This window comes from Pseudomonas sp. CFSAN084952, from assembly GCF_009648855.1.
Taxonomy (GTDB): Bacteria; Pseudomonadota; Gammaproteobacteria; order Pseudomonadales; family Pseudomonadaceae; genus Aquipseudomonas; species Aquipseudomonas paracarnis.
Map to the genome: position 1 here is coordinate 3,274,303 of NZ_CP045767.1, position 14,883 is coordinate 3,289,185.

15 protein-coding genes and 3 pseudogenes are annotated in these 14,883 nt (G+C 62.8%); 11 read left to right on the forward strand and 7 right to left on the reverse strand.

Features of this window, described 5'->3' with window-relative positions:
* The first annotated feature begins 75 nt into the window (after positions 1-75).
* Genes hpaD through hpaI form a run of 5 tightly spaced genes read left to right on the forward strand, consistent with a single transcriptional unit; the run spans position 76 to position 4,317 of the window.
* Positions 76-933, forward strand: coding sequence for a 3,4-dihydroxyphenylacetate 2,3-dioxygenase (hpaD, locus tag GH769_RS14485; RefSeq protein ID WP_014719073.1), 858 nt, complete (start codon positions 76-78; stop codon positions 931-933).
* A gap of 15 nt (positions 934-948) precedes the next feature.
* Positions 949-1,341 carry a 5-carboxymethyl-2-hydroxymuconate Delta-isomerase gene (locus GH769_RS14490; protein WP_014719074.1) on the forward strand — a complete coding sequence of 131 codons (393 nt, stop codon included), beginning with the start codon at positions 949-951 and terminating at the stop codon, positions 1,339-1,341.
* A gap of 39 nt (positions 1,342-1,380) precedes the next feature.
* Complete coding sequence (locus tag GH769_RS14495) at positions 1,381-2,685, forward strand: MFS transporter (RefSeq protein WP_032902373.1); 1,305 nt, start codon at positions 1,381-1,383, stop codon at positions 2,683-2,685.
* A gap of 11 nt (positions 2,686-2,696) precedes the next feature.
* Entirely contained in the window at positions 2,697-3,500 is an 804-nt protein-coding gene (gene hpaH, locus GH769_RS14500; RefSeq protein WP_019821184.1) for a 2-oxo-hept-4-ene-1,7-dioate hydratase, read from the forward strand.
* 16 nt (positions 3,501-3,516) lie between these two features.
* A complete protein-coding gene (gene hpaI / locus GH769_RS14505) occupies positions 3,517-4,317 on the forward strand; it encodes a 4-hydroxy-2-oxoheptanedioate aldolase (protein ID WP_019821182.1) in 801 nt (266 codons plus the stop codon).
* A 62-nt stretch (positions 4,318-4,379) separates the two neighbouring features.
* On the opposite strand, the gene hpaR is transcribed toward hpaI, so the two are convergent.
* Positions 4,380-4,802 (reverse strand): homoprotocatechuate degradation operon regulator HpaR, encoded by a 423-nt coding sequence (gene hpaR, locus GH769_RS14510; RefSeq protein WP_014719078.1) that lies wholly within the window; start codon positions 4,800-4,802, stop codon positions 4,380-4,382.
* A gap of 207 nt (positions 4,803-5,009) precedes the next feature.
* Between hpaR and GH769_RS14515 the strand changes: the two genes are divergently transcribed.
* The 5 genes from GH769_RS14515 to GH769_RS14535 are packed head-to-tail and all read left to right on the forward strand — an operon-like array spanning position 5,010 to position 9,081.
* Entirely contained in the window at positions 5,010-6,308 is a 1,299-nt protein-coding gene (locus GH769_RS14515; RefSeq protein ID WP_032902375.1) for an FAD-binding oxidoreductase, read from the forward strand.
* 31 nt (positions 6,309-6,339) lie between these two features.
* A complete protein-coding gene (locus tag GH769_RS14520) occupies positions 6,340-6,705 on the forward strand; it encodes a cupin domain-containing protein (RefSeq protein WP_020301331.1) in 366 nt (121 codons plus the stop codon).
* 13 nt (positions 6,706-6,718) lie between these two features.
* Positions 6,719-7,540 carry a molybdenum cofactor biosynthesis F family protein gene (locus GH769_RS14525; RefSeq protein WP_014719081.1) on the forward strand — a complete coding sequence of 274 codons (822 nt, stop codon included), beginning with the start codon at positions 6,719-6,721 and terminating at the stop codon, positions 7,538-7,540.
* Positions 7,533-8,336: an SDR family NAD(P)-dependent oxidoreductase gene (locus GH769_RS14530; protein ID WP_020301332.1), complete on the forward strand. Its 804-nt coding sequence runs from the start codon at positions 7,533-7,535 to the stop codon at positions 8,334-8,336. Before GH769_RS14525 ends, GH769_RS14530 begins: the two co-directional genes overlap by 8 nt.
* Positions 8,326-9,081, forward strand: a complete 756-nt coding sequence (locus GH769_RS14535; RefSeq protein WP_020301333.1) for an SDR family oxidoreductase — start codon at positions 8,326-8,328, stop codon at positions 9,079-9,081. The genes GH769_RS14530 and GH769_RS14535 overlap by 11 nt, the downstream gene beginning before the upstream one ends.
* A 115-nt stretch (positions 9,082-9,196) precedes the next feature.
* Here the strand turns inward: GH769_RS14535 and GH769_RS14540 are convergent.
* From GH769_RS14540 to GH769_RS14565, 6 genes and pseudogenes are all read right to left on the reverse strand, one after another.
* Positions 9,197-9,439 (reverse strand): annotated as a pseudogene (locus GH769_RS14540) (helix-turn-helix domain-containing protein); the annotation flags it as partial.
* A gap of 109 nt (positions 9,440-9,548) precedes the next feature.
* Positions 9,549-9,719 (reverse strand): annotated as a pseudogene (locus GH769_RS14545) (helix-turn-helix domain-containing protein); the annotation flags it as partial.
* A 181-nt stretch (positions 9,720-9,900) separates the two neighbouring features.
* Positions 9,901-10,143: pseudogene (locus GH769_RS14550) on the reverse strand (helix-turn-helix domain-containing protein); the annotation flags it as partial.
* A 109-nt stretch (positions 10,144-10,252) separates the two neighbouring features.
* The gene (gene feaR, locus GH769_RS14555) at positions 10,253-11,194 is read right to left on the reverse strand and encodes a transcriptional regulator FeaR (protein ID WP_032901969.1); all 942 of its coding nucleotides are present in this window, start codon (positions 11,192-11,194) and stop codon (positions 10,253-10,255) included.
* 113 nt (positions 11,195-11,307) lie between these two features.
* On the reverse strand, positions 11,308-11,874 hold the full coding sequence (locus tag GH769_RS14560) for a DUF3156 family protein (RefSeq protein WP_032901972.1): 567 nt from the start codon (positions 11,872-11,874) through the stop codon (positions 11,308-11,310).
* A complete protein-coding gene (locus GH769_RS14565) occupies positions 11,837-13,336 on the reverse strand; it encodes an APC family permease (protein ID WP_032901975.1) in 1,500 nt (499 codons plus the stop codon). The genes GH769_RS14560 and GH769_RS14565 overlap by 38 nt, the downstream gene beginning before the upstream one ends.
* A 217-nt stretch (positions 13,337-13,553) precedes the next feature.
* Between GH769_RS14565 and GH769_RS14570 the strand changes: the two genes are divergently transcribed.
* Positions 13,554-14,876 (forward strand): hypothetical protein, encoded by a 1,323-nt coding sequence (locus GH769_RS14570; RefSeq protein ID WP_032901976.1) that lies wholly within the window; start codon positions 13,554-13,556, stop codon positions 14,874-14,876.
* The last annotated feature ends 7 nt before the right edge of the window (positions 14,877-14,883 follow it).

Below are 14,883 nucleotides of genomic sequence, written 5' to 3' on the forward strand. Positions count from 1 at the left end.
GATGCCATCGCAGGCAAGCCAGCCCCCACAGGGACCTCACAGGCCATACAAGAATAATTATTCAGGAGAGTCATCATGGGCGAAGTGGTTCTGGCAGCGAAGATCTGCCACGTACCGTCGATGTACCTGTCGGAACTGCCCGGCAAACATCACGGCTGTCGCGAAGCGGCGATTGCCGGGCACAAGGAAATCGGCCGGCGCGCCCGCGAACTGGGGGCCGACACCGCGGTGGTGTTCGACGTGCACTGGCTGGTCAACAGCGGCTACCACGTCAACTGCGGCGAACAGTTCCAGGGCACCTACACCAGCAACGAACTGCCGCACTTCATCAAGAACATGGACTACGCCTACCCCGGTTGCCCCGAGCTGGGCGAGCTGATCGCCGCCGAAGCCAACCTGGCTGGCGTGCGCAGCATGGCACACAACATCCCGAGCCTGGAGCTGGAATACGGCACCCTGGTGCCCATGCGCTACATGCATATGGGCGTGCCCGACGCAGAAAAATTCAAAGTCATTTCCATCGCTGCCTGGTGCGCCTGGCATCGCCTGGAAGACAGTTTTGCCTTCGGCGCCGCCGTGCGCCGGGCGATTGAAAAGAGCGATCGCAAGGTACTGGTGCTGGCGTCCGGCTCGCTGTCCCATCGGTTCTCGGACGACCGCGAGGCTGAGGCGAATATCCACAACTGGACCCGCGAATTCGACAAGCAGGTGGACCTGCATGTCGTGCAAATGTGGAAGCAAGGCCGCTTCAAGGAGTTCTGCGCCATGTTGCCCGACTACGCCGAACACTGTTTTGGCGAAGGCAAGATGCACGACACCGCCATGCTCCTGGGCCTGCTGGGTGGGCCGGACTATGCCAAGCCGGCCGAGATCATCACGCCGCCGTTCGGCAGTTCGGGCACCGGCCAGATCAACGCGATTTTCCCGCTTTAACCCTGGGAGAGCCCCATGCCGCACTTTATCGCTGAGTACACCGACAACCTCGAACAGCAGGCCGACTTGCCCGGCCTGTTTGAAAAAGTCCACCGCGTGCTGGGCGACAGCGGTGTGTTTCCGCTGGGCGGCATTCGCAGTCGCGGCGTACGCCTGGACACCTGGCGCATGGCCGACGGCAAGCATGACTATGCCTTTGTGCACATGACCCTCAAGGTCGGCCATGGCCGCGACCTGACCACGCGCGAGGCCGTCGCCCAAGCGGTGTTCGCGGTGATCATCGCGCACTTCGCCGAGCTGCAGGCACAGCGCTTGCTCGCGTTGTCGTTCGAGATGATCGAGCTGCACCCGCAGCTCAACTTCAAGCAGAACAATGTGCACGCGTTCCTGAACAACGCGGCGAGCTGAAACGACCCCGGCTCCTACAACTACAAGAAGAACACCATCATGAGCACAGCCCATTCCACTGCAAGCCTGCGGCTTGCCGAGCACGACCGCACCCATCGTTTGGTGACCTGGCGCCTGATGCCCTTGTTGCTGGTGTGTTACCTGTTCGCCCATCTGGACCGCATCAACATCGGCTTTGCCAAGATGCAGATGAGCAGCGACCTGCACTTCAGCGACACCGTGTATGGCTTTGGCGCCGGTCTGTTCTTCATCGCCTATGCACTGTTCGGCGTGCCCAGCAACATTGCCCTGGACCGCGTCGGGCCACGGCGCTGGATCGCCTGCCTGATGGTGGTGTGGGGCCTGCTCTCCACCGGCATGTTGTGGGTGGAGAGCGCGCGCGGGTTCTACGTGCTGCGCTTTCTACTGGGGGTGGCCGAGGCCGGGTTTTTTCCGGGGATCCTGGTATTCCTGAACCGCTGGTACCCGGCGCGCCGTCGCGCCCAGGTCACCGCCTTGTTTGCCATTGCCGTGCCTATGGCCGGGGTGTTGGGCGGGCCGATTTCCGGGGCGATCCTGGAGAACTTCCACGACGTCGGCAGCCTGCGCGGCTGGCAATGGATGTTCCTGATCGAAGGCGCGCCCGTGGTGCTGCTGGGCCTGGTGGTGCTCAAGTGGTTGCCGGACAGTTTCGAGTCGGTGCACTGGCTGACTGCCGAGCAAAAACAGCAACTGCGCACCCAACTGAGCAACGAGGAACAGCGCAAGACCATCACCTCGTTCGGCGGCATCCTGCGTGACCCGCAGGTGTGGCTGCTGGTAGCCGTGTACTTTGCGGTGATGCTGGCGGTCAACACCCTGGCGTTCTGGATGCCCACCCTGATCCACGGCGCCGGCATCGGCCGCGACAGCCAGGTCGGCTTGCTCAGCGCCGTGCCGTACCTGGCCGGTTGCTTCTTTATGCTCGGCTGTGGGCGCTCGTCCGACCGCCACCGCGAGCGCCGCTGGCACCTGTGCGTGCCGTTGCTGATGGCGGCGTTCGGTATCGCCGTGGCGGGCCTGGCGCCCGCCAATGCGCTGCTGGTGATGAGCGGGCTGGTGGTCGCCGGCATGGGCGCCAGTGCCGCCCTGCCGATGTTCTGGCAACTGCCGCCGGCGTTTCTCTCCCACACCACCCAGGCCGCGGGCATCGCCATGATCAGTTCGTTCGGCAGCATCGCGGCGTTCCTCGCGCCCTACCTGATCGGCTGGATGCGCGACGCCACCCAGAGCGCCAGCCTGGCACTGTACGTACTCGCGCTGTTTATCGCCCTCGGTGGCTTGCTGGTGCTGCGCACCCAGGCCGCCATCGTCAACCCAAACTAGAGACCGTTGCCATGCTCGACTCCCAGCAAATCCTCGCGGCCGCCGCCCACCTGGACCGTGCCGAACGCAGCCGCGAACAGGTGCGCCAGTTTTCCCTCGATTACCCCGATATGACGATCGAGGACGCCTACGCCATCCAGCGTGAATGGGTCGCGCAGAAGATCAAGGACGGGCGCACGCTCAAGGGCCACAAGATCGGCCTCACGTCACGGGCCATGCAGGTGTCGTCGAATATCACCGAACCCGATTACGGTGCCCTGCTCGACGACATGTTTTTCGACGAAGGCAGCGACATTCCCTTCGAGCGTTTTATCGTGCCGCGCGTGGAGGTGGAACTGGCTTTCATCCTCGGCAAGCCGCTCAAAGGCCCCAACTGCACGGTGTTCGATGTGCTCGACGCCACCGAATGGGTAATCCCCGCGCTGGAAATCATCGACGCCCGCATCCAGCAGGTCGACCCGCACACCAACGCCACGCGCAAGGTATTCGACACCATCTCCGACAACGCCGCCAACGCCGGTGTGGTGCTCGGTGGCCGTGCGGTGCGCCCCACCGAGATCGACCTGCGCAAAGTGCCGGCGGTACTGTATCGCAATGGCGTGATCGAAGAGTCCGGCGTCTCGGCGGCAGTGCTCAACCACCCGGCCAAGGGCGTGGCGTGGCTGGCCAACAAGCTGGCGCCCTATGACGTCACCCTGCTGCCCGGCCAAGTGATTCTCGGCGGTTCGTTTACCCGCCCGGTGGCGGCCCGCCCTGGCGATACCTTCCACGTCGACTACGACCTGCTCGGCTCGATTGCCTGCCGCTTCGTCTGAACCCAGGAGTGCTGTCATGGACATGCCTGTCAACCGCTTCAAGCAACGCCTGCACAACCACGAAGTACAGATCGGCCTGTGGCTCGGCCTTGCCAACGCCTACTGCGCGGAACTGGCGGCCAACGCCGGTTTCGACTGGCTGCTGATCGACGGCGAACATGCGCCCAACCACCTGCCGGGGATGCTCGCGCAATTACAGGCCATCGCGCCCTACCCCAGCCAGGCGTTGATTCGCCCGGTGATCGGCGACACGGCGCTGATCAAACAACTGCTGGATATCGGCGCCCAGACGCTGCTGGTGCCCATGGTCGAAAACGCTGCCCAGGCCCAAGAACGGGTGCGCGCCCTGCGCTACCCGCCCCAGGGTATTCGCGGGGTCGGCAGCGCCCTGGCCCGCGCCTCGCGCTGGAACAGCATCGCCGATTACCTCGACCAGGCCGACGCGCAGATGTGCCTGCTGGTGCAGATTGAGAATGCCGAGGGCCTGGCCAATCTGGACGCCATTGCCGCCGTCGAAGGCGTGGACGGTGTGTTTATCGGCCCGGCAGATTTGAGCGCGTCCATGGGCCATCGGGGTAACCCGGGGCATCCGCAGGTACAGGCGGCGATTGAGGACGCCATCGTGCGTATCGTCAAGGCGGGTAAGGCCGCAGGGATTCTCAGTGCAGATGAAAATCTCGCACGACGCTATATCGAGTTGGGGGCGACGTTCGTGGCGGTGGGGGTGGATACCACGGTGTTGATGCGGGGGCTGCAAAGCCTGGCCGGGAAGTTCAAAGACGTACCGGTGGCTGCCAATACCGGTGGTGTCTACTGAAATCCATGTGGGAGCTGGCTTGCCTGCTCCCACAGTTGACCGGTGGTGGTTCAGTCACTAGGTCAGCGCTTGATGTTCTTCAAGTCATCCAGCAACCCCAACAAGGTCTGGAATTTCTCTTCGCCAAACTGATCCTGCAAGCGCTGGTAGTTGGCCTCCATGCACTGGCTCATGGACTCAAAACTCGCTTTGCCCTTGTCCGCCAGGGTAATCAGCACCCGGCGCTGGTCCTGTTCGGCCTTTCGCCGGTGCACCATGCCGGCCGCTTCCATGCGCACCAGCACGCCGGTCATGCTCGGCTTGAGGATGCAGGCCAGTTCCGCCAGTTGGTAGATCTCCAACTCTCCATGCTGTTCAAGGATGCGGATGATGCGCCATTGCTGTTCGGTCAGGCCGTGTTCATTCAGGGAAGGACGGAAAAAACTCATCGCGGCCTCACGCGCTTGCAGCAAGGCCAGGGTCAGGGATTGTCGAGGTGTGGACATAGGGCTCAGGGTCACGAAGTATTTAGTTAATAGTTTAACGAAACTCTAACATTCCCGGCCGGCGAGCGCGCTATAACTTGTAGGTGCCCTCGCCCGTGGCGCGCTGAATCAAAAAACCGGGCACGCAGGATCAAGACTTCCAGCCCGCCAGGGGCCCTAATGGAGGCATCCGCTTTAGCGCCTTCCTTCACTTTTTCAGGCTGCGCCATGATCAACATCGAAACCCCCACGTACTACACCGCCACCAAAAAATACAACCTCAGCTTTCCCACCCTGGAACAGGATATCGACGCAGACGTCGTGGTCATCGGCGGCGGCTTTTCCGGGATCAACACGGCCCTTGAGCTGGCGGAAAAAGGCATCACCAACATTGTGGTGCTCGAAGCGCGCTACCTGGGCTTTGGCGGCACGGGCCGCAACGGTGGGCAGATCATGGCGGGCATCGGCCATGACCTGGAGAAGATCAAGAAGGACGTGGGCGAAGACGGGCTGCGCCAAGTGTTCGAGATCAGCGACCTGGGCGCCGACATCATCAAGAACCGCATCGCCAAGTACAACATCGATGCAGACTTTTGCCACGGCTACGGCTACATGGGCTTCAACGCCCGCCAGGAAAAAACCCTGCGCGCCTGGGAGAAAGACTTCAAGTCGATCAACAGCCAGCACGAAATCCGCTTTCTCGGCGGCTCCGATGTGCAGCAGATCATCGGCTCCACCGCCTACACCAGCGCCCTGTTGCACATGGGTGGCGGGCATGTGCACTCGCTGAACCTGCTGCTGGGCGAAGCTACCGCACTGGCCAGCCATGGCGTGAAGATCTTCGAGAACAGCCCGGCGCTGGAAGTCAGCTACGGCGAGCGCATCACCGTGCGCACCGGTCGCGGTTCGGTACGCGCCAGCAAGTTGCTGTGGGCCTGTGACAGCTTTCTCAACAAGCTGGAGCCAGAACTGCACCGCTCGACCATCAACACCTACGCGTTCCAGATGATGACCGAGCCGTTGTCCGAGGAGTTGATCCAGCGCATCAGCCCGATCCGTGGGGCCTACAGCGATATCCGCCCGGTGATCGACTACTACCGCGTGACTAACGAAAACCGCCTGCTGTTCGGCGCCGCGACGCCCCTGGTGGAGCACATTCCCGGCGACCTGAAAGCCTGGAACCGTCACCTGATGCTGAAGATTTTCCCCTACCTCAAGGACGTGAAAATCGACTTGGCCTGGGGCGGCCCGATGGCGTGCAGCCCGAACCTGTTCCCGCAAGTGGGCACCTTGCCGGGGCGCAGCAATGCGTTTTTCGTGCAGGGCTATTCCGGCTTTGGCGTCACGCCCAGCCACATCATCTGCAAGGTACTGGCCGAAGGCATGAGCGAAGGCTCGGCGCGTTATGACCTGGTCAGCTCGATTCACCGCTCCACCATCATCGGCAAGGACGCGATTCGCCCCCTGCTGCTGACGGCGGGCAAATCCTGGCACCAACTTTCCGGCTACTGGAATGGGCGCCGCTAACCCTCTTTTCTCACTCACAGGAACCACTGCCATGCCTCTTACCGCCCTGAAACACAACGTCCAGCTGTCGGAACTCGACGCCTGGGGCACCGTGGCCGACCTCGGCTCGCAAATCCTCGAAGGCGAAGTACGCGCCTTCGGCAAGATGACCTTTGGCGCGCCCACCGATGCGGTCAGCAGTGCGTACTTCGGCACGACCCAGGGCAAGTTCCGCATGGTTTACCCGTTCGCCGAACAGGCCACGATAGTCACCGGCGAAGTGGTGCTGACCGACGAGTCCACCGGCCAATCCACCCGCTACAAGGCCGGTGACAGCTGGTTCGTGACCAAGGGCACGCCCGTGCTGTGGGAAGTGGTCAGCGAGAGTTTCGTCAAACACTACTTCGCCGTCGTGTAAGGGAGGCGTTGCCATGTCGAATTCATCTGACTGGATCACCGTGGGCGCCCTGGCTGAGGGGTTTGCACCCGAGGCGTTCATCCTGCCGAACCTGGCCGACCTGGCCGGCCAGACCTTCACCCTGCACTTTGCCAATGGCTGGCAGATCGAACACCGCTTCGAACAGGAACGCCTGGCCTGGCACGCCGCCGATGGCCACTCCAGCGGCAGCGCCGCCTACCGCGCCAGCTCGATTCGCCCGGGCCTGTACCTGGTGGACTTTATCAAGCACGAGGCCGGGCAAAGCTGGTCGATCAGCCTGGTGCTGGACACACCAAATGCCTCCTTTACCGCGGTGATTGGCCGTATGCCGGAACCAGCAGAGACCCACGAAGGCCTCTACCACCGCGCCCTGGCCGGCAAACCGCTGACCTCGGTACAGGTCGACTTCCTCCACGGCAGCCTCGACCGGCCGTGGCAGGATGGCCACTGCCTGCACGCCCCCACCGACGAGTTGGTCGGCCTGCGCAACCACTATCGCTACAGCCCCAGCGAGGTCTACGAACACATCTACCTCAACCCTCGGTTCTACGCCTGGCAATGCCTTGAGGGCGTGGAGAAAGGCTTGTGCGACACCGACCGCTGCCATTACTACAAGATCGCCGAACAGCTGTACCTGTTCGTGTGGCAGGAGAAGATCGTACCGACCCTCGGCCTGGTGCTGATCGACCTGCAACAGCACCGCAGCGACGGCAAGATCTTCGGCTATGCCGGGGCGTCCTTCGACGCGTTGTCGAACTTCCCGATCAGTTCCTATTGCCAGGTGCTCAACCGCACGGAGTATCCCCGTGACTGAGCCGCGCACGGTGGTGATCACCGGGGCCGGCACCGGCATCGGCGCTGCCTGCGCACGCTTGTACGCACAGGAAGGCGCACGGCTGGTGCTGATCGGTCGGCGTCGTGAGCCCCTGGAACAGATGGCGCAGGACACCGGCGGGCTGATCCTGGTGGGCGATGCCGCCTGCCCGGACACCTGGGACGGCTTTATCCAGCAAATCCGCAGCCACTGCGGGCGCCTCGATGTGCTGCTGGCCTGTGCCGGTGGCCACGGGCTAGGCAGCGCGACCCAGACCAGCCCGGCCACCTGGGAAGGCGCGCTGCGCAGCAACCTCGACAGTGCGTTCTACAGCGCCCGCGCCTGCCTGCCGCTGTTGCAGGAAAGCGCCGGGAACATGGTGCTGATTGGTTCCATCGCCTCATTGGCGGCAGGCCCCGAGGTGTGTGGCTACACCACCGCCAAGCATGCGCTGCTCGGGCTCAACCGCTCGCTGGCCCGTGATTATGGCCCCCATGGCGTGCGCGTGAACGCGGTGTGCCCAGGCTGGGTGCACACGCCGATGGCCGACGCGGAGATGCGGCCGTTGATGGAGGCGTACGGCGAGAGCTTGCAGCAGGCCTATGCACGGGTGTGTGCCGATGTCCCGCTGCGGCGCGCCGCCCGTGCCGACGAGATCGCCAAGGTGTGCCGCTTCCTGACCAGCGACGACGCCTCGATCATTACCGGCGCCACGTTGGTGGCGGACGGTGGGGCCAGCATCGTCGACGTGCCGACGCTGGCGTTTACGCGCCTGGAGCCTGCCCATGACGAATGACCTGGATTTCAGCGGCCAGGTCGTGCTGGTCACCGGCGGCGCCCAGGGCATTGGCCTGGGCATCGTCCAGGCCTTTGCCCAACGCGGTGCGCGGGTGGTGATTGCTGACCGTCTGCTTGAACAGGCTGAAGCCGTGGCTGCCCGGTTGTGCGCACGGGGGCATCAAGTTGAAGCCGTTGGCGTTGACCTGGCGGATGCCAAAGCGGTGTTTGCTTGCGTCCAAGGCTTGGCGCAACTGGATGTACTGGTGCACAACGCCGGGTACTTTCCGCTGACCGCCTTTGCCGACATCACCCCAACGATCCTGGAGCGCACCCTGGCGGTGAACCTGTCGGCGCTGTTCTGGCTGACCCAGGCGGCGTTGCCGAGGTTTCGCGAGCAAGGCCGGGGCTGCGTGCTGGTGACGTCTTCGGTCACCGGCAACCGGGTGGGTTACCCGGGGCTGAGCCACTATGCGGCGTCCAAGGCCGGGGTGAATGGGTTTATCCGCAATGCCGCGCTGGAGCTGGCGCCGTTGAATGTGCGGGTCAACGGCGTGGAGCCCGGCATGATCGCCACTCCGGCGATGGATAACCTGGGCGATGCGGCCGTGAATGACAGCATCGCCCGCCGTGTGCCGCTGGGGCGCCTGGGCGTGGCGGCGGATATTGCCGGGGCGATGGTGTTTCTGGCCTCTGACCTGGCGGGCTATATCACCGGGCAGACGCTGGTGGTGGACGGTGGCGCGACGCTGCCCGAAATCTGAAACCCGATCATTCCCACGCTCTGCGTGGGAATGCATCCTGTGACGCTCCGCGTCACGACTTGGAGCGGGACGCGGAGCGTCCGGGGCGGCGTTCCCACGCGGAGCGTGGGAACGATCACGCTTGCACCGCCTGCAACCGGCTGGAACGAAAATCCTTCGGCGACACCTCGAACTGCTTCTTGAACGACCGACTGAAATGCGCCGAGTCGGTAAAGCCCCATTTGTAGGCAATCGAGGTGATCGACTCACTGCGCAGGAACGGGTTGGTCAAGTCATCCGCACTGCGCTTGAGCCGTGCGCGCTGGATATAGCGGCAGACGCTGTCGTCCTGTTCTTCAAACAGACGGTACAGATGCCGATCGTTCCCACGCTCTGCGTGGGAATGCATCCTGTGACGCTCCGCGTCACGACTTGGAGCGGGACGCGGAGCGTCCGGGGCGGCGTTTCCACGCGGAGCGTGGGAACGATCACGCTTGCACCGCCTGCAACCGGCTGGAACGAAAATCCTTCGGCGATACCTCGAACTGCTTCTTGAACGAGCGGCTGAAGTGCGCCGAGTCGGTAAAGCCCCATTTGTACGCAATCGAGGTGATCGACTCGCTGCGCAGGAACGGGTTGGTCAAGTCATCCGCACTGCGCTTGAGCCGTGCGCGCTAGATATAGCGGCAGACGCTGTCGTCCTGTTCTTCAAACAGACGGTACAGGTGCCGATCGTTCCCACGCTCTGCGTGGGAATGCATCCTGTGACGCTCCGCGTCACGACTTGGAGCGGGACGCGGAGCGTCCGGGGCGGCGTTCCCACGCGGAGCGTGGGAACGATCACGCTTGCACCGCCTGCAACCGGCTGGAACGAAAATCCTTCGGCGATACCTCGAACTGCTTCTTGAACGAGCGGCTGAAGTGCGCCGAGTCGGTAAAGCCCCATTTGTAGGCAATCGAGGTGATCGACTCGCTGCGCAGGAACGGGTTGGTCAAGTCATCCGCACTGCGCTTGAGCCGTGCGCGCTGGATATAGCGGCAGACGCTGTCGTCCTGTTCTTCAAACAGACGGTACAGGTGCCGATCGTTCCCACGCTCTGCGTGGGAATGCATCCTGTGACGCTCCGCGTCACGACTTGGAGCGGGACGCGGAGCGTCCGAGGCGGCGTTCCCACGCGGAGCGTGGGAACGATCACGCTTGCACCGCCTGCAACCGGCTGGAACGAAAATCCTTGGGCGATACCTCGAACTGCTTCTTGAACGAGCGGCTGAAATGCGCCGAGTCGGTAAAACCCCACTTGTAGGCAATCGAGGTGATCGACTCACTGCGCAGGAACGGGTTGGTCAAGTCGTCCGCACTGCGCTTGAGCCGTGCGCGCTGGATGTAGCGGCAGACGCTGTCGTCCTGTTCTTCAAACAGACGGTAAAGGTGGCGCACCGAGATATTCAGGCGGTTGGCCAGGCCGATCGGGCTCAGGCCTGGCTGGCTCAGCGACTCATCAATAACCTTCTGCACGTAGCTGCGCAGGTTATTGCCCTGCAACGAGGCGACGCCTTCACAGCGCTCATCGCCCTGCTCCAGCGCCGAGCCCAGCAGCGACACAAAGGCCGCCTGCAGTGCGTCCACTTGCGTGGCATCGTCGTCAGTGTCGTCCTTGCACAGTTGATCCATCAGCACATGCAACATGCGTCCGCAGGCTTTGGTCGAGGAGATCTTGCCGAACGCCCGCGTCTGACCGCCTAGGTGCTTGCACACTTCGGTGCGCGACAAAGACAGCGAAGCATGTTCGATCAGGCCGAAAGGGGTAATTTCAATGGAGCCTACCGAGTCCATCAACAGCATTTCGCCGGGGGCCAGTTGTACGGTCTGGTCGTTCTGAGTGATTTGCGAATAGCCGCTGCGCTGGCTGACCAGGAAACATTCCTGGTCGTTGTCATGGTCGGCTTGGTGCGTCGGGCGTTTGATCAGCCCGGCGTTGGTGCGCAGGATGGCCAAGCCACGCGACAGGTTGTGGATCTCGCCAATAAACAGCGACCGGTTGAAAGCCAGCTGAGTATCGAAGTGGCCGCACGCGGCGCGCAGTTCGCGGTTCCAGCTGTCGAGCCCGTCGGGTGCATGCTGTGGGATGCTCATGGGGTGTCTCCGCAGTGGCGTTATTCTTGTTGTTCTGGGCAATAGTTAACATGTTATCTATATGCACGCAACAACAACCTGTTTGCCCTTTGCAGAAGCACTAATGGTGCCAATCAGAGATTCGACAGTACCCTGTGCAGGCCGACCAATGTGGCGAGCAGATGCTCGCGTTGTGCACGGCTTAGCGCAATGTAGCGCCGAAACGCCGGCATGCGGTTGACCACCTCGCTGCCGCCCATATGCTCCAGGCGAACGCACCATTGCTGGTCGTGCAGCTCGATGCGCAGGCGCTTGAAATCCAGCGGCATTAACGCTTGGAACAACGTGCTGTCAGCCAGCAGACGCGCCTGCAACTCACGGCCCAGTGCCTGATTGCCAGAGCGGCGCCGCACATGAATGCCGCTGCGACGGATCGCGCCGCCATGGTGCACTTCGAAGCTGCCAGCGCCACCCGCTGCCGCGGGAGCGCGCAGGACATATTCGGTCAGCACCAGGTGCATCAACAACTGCGACTCGGTGCGCTCGACAATTTCGAAGGCCACACCGTCCACTTCAAGGGTTGCCAGGCCCAGATCACGCCGCAGGTGGGCCAGGGTCACCCCCGGCCGATACCCACTGGGTGCGCGGTCAGCACGAAACAGCTCAAACAGTTTTTGCCGCAAGGTCGCTATAACTTGCATGGGCGTGCCCCGGTTCGTGATTGAATTCCTTGGCCAACACCTCCTCTACGCAGGCGGGCTTGAAGGGGTTGACCTTCTGCACCACCAGGGTCCAGAACAGCGCGTAGGTGGCCGTCACGCCGAGCATCACGCCAAACGGCACGTAGATGTCCGCCGGGTTCATGCCGGGCGGGGTGATAAACCACATGCCCAACAGGATGCCGATGCTGGAGACGATCTGCGGCAGCGGGAACCACGGCGAGCGATAGGCGCGGGGCAAGTCCGGACGCCGAATGCGCAGGATCACCACCGACAGCGTCACCAACAGGTAGGCAAAACTCCAGGCACACACCGCCGCCAGCACCAGGTGCATGATGTTGTCGGTGTTGCCGCCCAGGTACAGCGCGTGCAGGCACGGGATCAACATGGCCACCAGGATGCACAACAGCGGCGTCTTGAAGCGCGGATGCAGGTAGGTGAACACCTTGGGCAAGGCGCCATCCACTGCCATGCCGTAGAGAATGCGCGGCACGCCGGCCATCAGGGTATTGATGGTCGCAGCGCCAGCGAACAGAAAGCCGATGCCCAGCCACAACGGGCCGATCTGCCCCATCACCTGTTCGGCGAACCGGGGAATGGCCATGGGTGTGTCCAACAGGTGCACCCCCGAAGCTGCGTCGAGCACCACGTTCTCCACCTGGCGTTTCATCGCCGCGCCATAGATGAACATGCAGGTGGCCACGCCCATCAGCCCGAGCATCATCGCCCGTGGCATCACCTTGGCCGATTGGCGCAGGTCCGGCGCCAGCGGGGTGACGAACTCGCAGCCCACGAACATGAACATCGCCATGCCCACCAGCGACAGCACGGTAACCAGATCGGTGCCCACCAACGACTCGCCGAACCAGCCCTCCAACTGCACCGCCGGCGCGGCGATCAGGCCCAGTACGCCGAACACCATCAGGGTGGTCCACATGCCGAAGGTCAGGATGATCTCGGCGCGGCCAAATGCGCTGACGCCAAAAGCATTCAGCACGCCGAACACCAGTACGAAACCGACGCCCAGCAACCACGAGCCGCCGGCCGACTCTGCCAGGGTATTGAGGTGTTCGAAGTTCACCAGGGCCATGACCCCGGCGAGGATAGTTTCGGCGGTGCCGGCGAACACATGCACGATCAGGTAGGCCGACAAGGTCCCGGTGATCGCAAAGAACCTACCCATGCCACAGTTGATGTAGTCGTACACCGAACCGGTGGTAGGCAGTATCGACGCGGCCTCGGCGAAGGTGGTGGCCTGGGCCAGCATCATCACCACGGCGAGCAGCATCGCCAGGGCAAAGGCGCTGCCGCCGATGCCGAAACCCATGGTGGCGGTGAGGATCACCGGGCTGGCCATGATCAGGCCGATGGTGCTGGCCAACGCAGTGGGAAAACCTACCGTGCCCCGGTTGAGGTGTGCGGTGAGTCGGTCGTTGATCGACATGGAGGGGTCCTCGAAGCGGTTTTTTTTAATGTGTCGGCACTCTGCGCCCCACTCCCGTTGATCGTCTTGCCCCTGTCTGCCGCCGGTTTTGTTGCTGCCTGCCAGGGCGTGTGGCCTGGCGGCCAGAGTCAATTGCCTGGCACGCAGGGAAAAGACTTGGCCTCATACCGCTCGCCCTAATGCGCCCTCACTCTTAACCAAGATGGGGTCAATAACAATGGAGCACACACTGAAAAACCGCCGCCTGCGCCAGACGGTCGGCCTGGGCGTGGCACTGCTGGTGGGCCAGGCGCAGGCCATCGAGTTGTATGCAGACGCCGACACTCAGGTCACCGGCAACTTCCTCGCCGTGTACGGTATGTTCAATAGCCCGAAGAACTACGATGGGCGCAGCGGCGGCTCCACCTGGCGTGAGGCGTTCATCAAGTACGGCCTGAGCGTTGACCAGAGCCTGGGCAACCTGGGCGGTGTGTATGGCACGGCCAACCTGGTGAGTTCCGGTACCTGGGGCGATGGCGATGCGGCCGGGTTGACCAACGGCACCGAGCGCACCACCAAGTTTGACGAAGCCTTCGCCGGCTGGCGGTCCGGGGAGCTGTTCCCGGTGTTGGGCAAGGACGGTGTGGACCTGTCGTTTGGCCGCCAGATCATCATGTTGGGCGACGGTTTTATCCTTAACGACGACGGCCCCAACCTGGGCAACGGTGTGGGCGACGGCGAGTTCAATCGCGGCGGCGCCTACTACATCGCCGCACGCCATGCCTTCGATAAGACGGCGGTGATTCGCCTGGGTGGCAAGGACGGCGTGCATGGCAGCCTGATGTGGATCAAATCCGACAACCGCGCCCAAGCCCTCACCGAAATGGCCGCCGGCACCCTGGAATACAGTGCCGCGCCGGGCACCCTGGGGTTGACCTATATTCACGGCATCGATGTGGATGAGCGCTTCGCCACAGACCTGCAGCGCCAGCGCAAAGGCATGAACCTCTACAGCCTGCGCGGCACCGGCAATGCCGGTATCGACAACGCGCACTTCGCCTTCGAACTGGCGCGCCAAAGCCGTCGCGACGGCCAGGAAAATGCCGGCTACGCCGAAGCCGGTTACACCTTCACCAACCTGCCGTGGTCACCGGACCTGACCTACCGCTACGCCCGTTATTCGAAGAACTGGGACGGCATGTTCTCAGGCTTCAACCGTGGCTACGGCACCTGGGTGCAGGGCGAAGTAGCGGGCAACTATTCCGGCCCCTTCAACAGCAACACCGCCGTGCAGCACGTGGCGCTCAAGGTCAAGCCACTGGAGAACGTCACGCTTGGGGCGCTGTTCTTCGACTACAACACCGTCAGCACCCGCGGCCAATTGAACCTGGATGGCCGCGAACTGGACCTGTATGCCGAATGGGCCGTCAACGAGCACCTGATCATCACGCCGCTGCTCGGCCTGTACAAACCGAATAAATCAGCCGAAAACGGCGGCAATCAGATCGGCGGCAACGGCACCAATGTCTACAGCCAACTGGTGGTCGCCGTGCCGTTCTAAACCGCCT

Bases quoted from the DNA above. Each gene is read 5' to 3' on its own strand.
- hpaD (WP_014719073.1), top strand. From the start codon at position 76: ATGGGCGAAGTGGTTCTGGCAGCGAAGATCTGCCACGTACCGTCGATG.
- GH769_RS14490 (WP_014719074.1), top strand. From the start codon at position 949: ATGCCGCACTTTATCGCTGAGTACACCGACAACCTCGAACAGCAGGCC.
- GH769_RS14495 (WP_032902373.1), top strand. From the start codon at position 1,381: ATGAGCACAGCCCATTCCACTGCAAGCCTGCGGCTTGCCGAGCACGAC.
- hpaH (WP_019821184.1), top strand. From the start codon at position 2,697: ATGCTCGACTCCCAGCAAATCCTCGCGGCCGCCGCCCACCTGGACCGT.
- hpaI (WP_019821182.1), top strand. From the start codon at position 3,517: ATGGACATGCCTGTCAACCGCTTCAAGCAACGCCTGCACAACCACGAA.
- hpaR (WP_014719078.1), bottom strand. From the start codon at position 4,802: ATGTCCACACCTCGACAATCCCTGACCCTGGCCTTGCTGCAAGCGCGT.
- GH769_RS14515 (WP_032902375.1), top strand. From the start codon at position 5,010: ATGATCAACATCGAAACCCCCACGTACTACACCGCCACCAAAAAATAC.
- GH769_RS14520 (WP_020301331.1), top strand. From the start codon at position 6,340: ATGCCTCTTACCGCCCTGAAACACAACGTCCAGCTGTCGGAACTCGAC.
- GH769_RS14525 (WP_014719081.1), top strand. From the start codon at position 6,719: ATGTCGAATTCATCTGACTGGATCACCGTGGGCGCCCTGGCTGAGGGG.
- GH769_RS14535 (WP_020301333.1), top strand. From the start codon at position 8,326: ATGACGAATGACCTGGATTTCAGCGGCCAGGTCGTGCTGGTCACCGGC.
- feaR (WP_032901969.1), bottom strand. From the start codon at position 11,194: ATGAGCATCCCACAGCATGCACCCGACGGGCTCGACAGCTGGAACCGC.
- GH769_RS14560 (WP_032901972.1), bottom strand. From the start codon at position 11,874: ATGCAAGTTATAGCGACCTTGCGGCAAAAACTGTTTGAGCTGTTTCGT.
- GH769_RS14565 (WP_032901975.1), bottom strand. From the start codon at position 13,336: ATGTCGATCAACGACCGACTCACCGCACACCTCAACCGGGGCACGGTA.
- GH769_RS14570 (WP_032901976.1), top strand. From the start codon at position 13,554: ATGGAGCACACACTGAAAAACCGCCGCCTGCGCCAGACGGTCGGCCTG.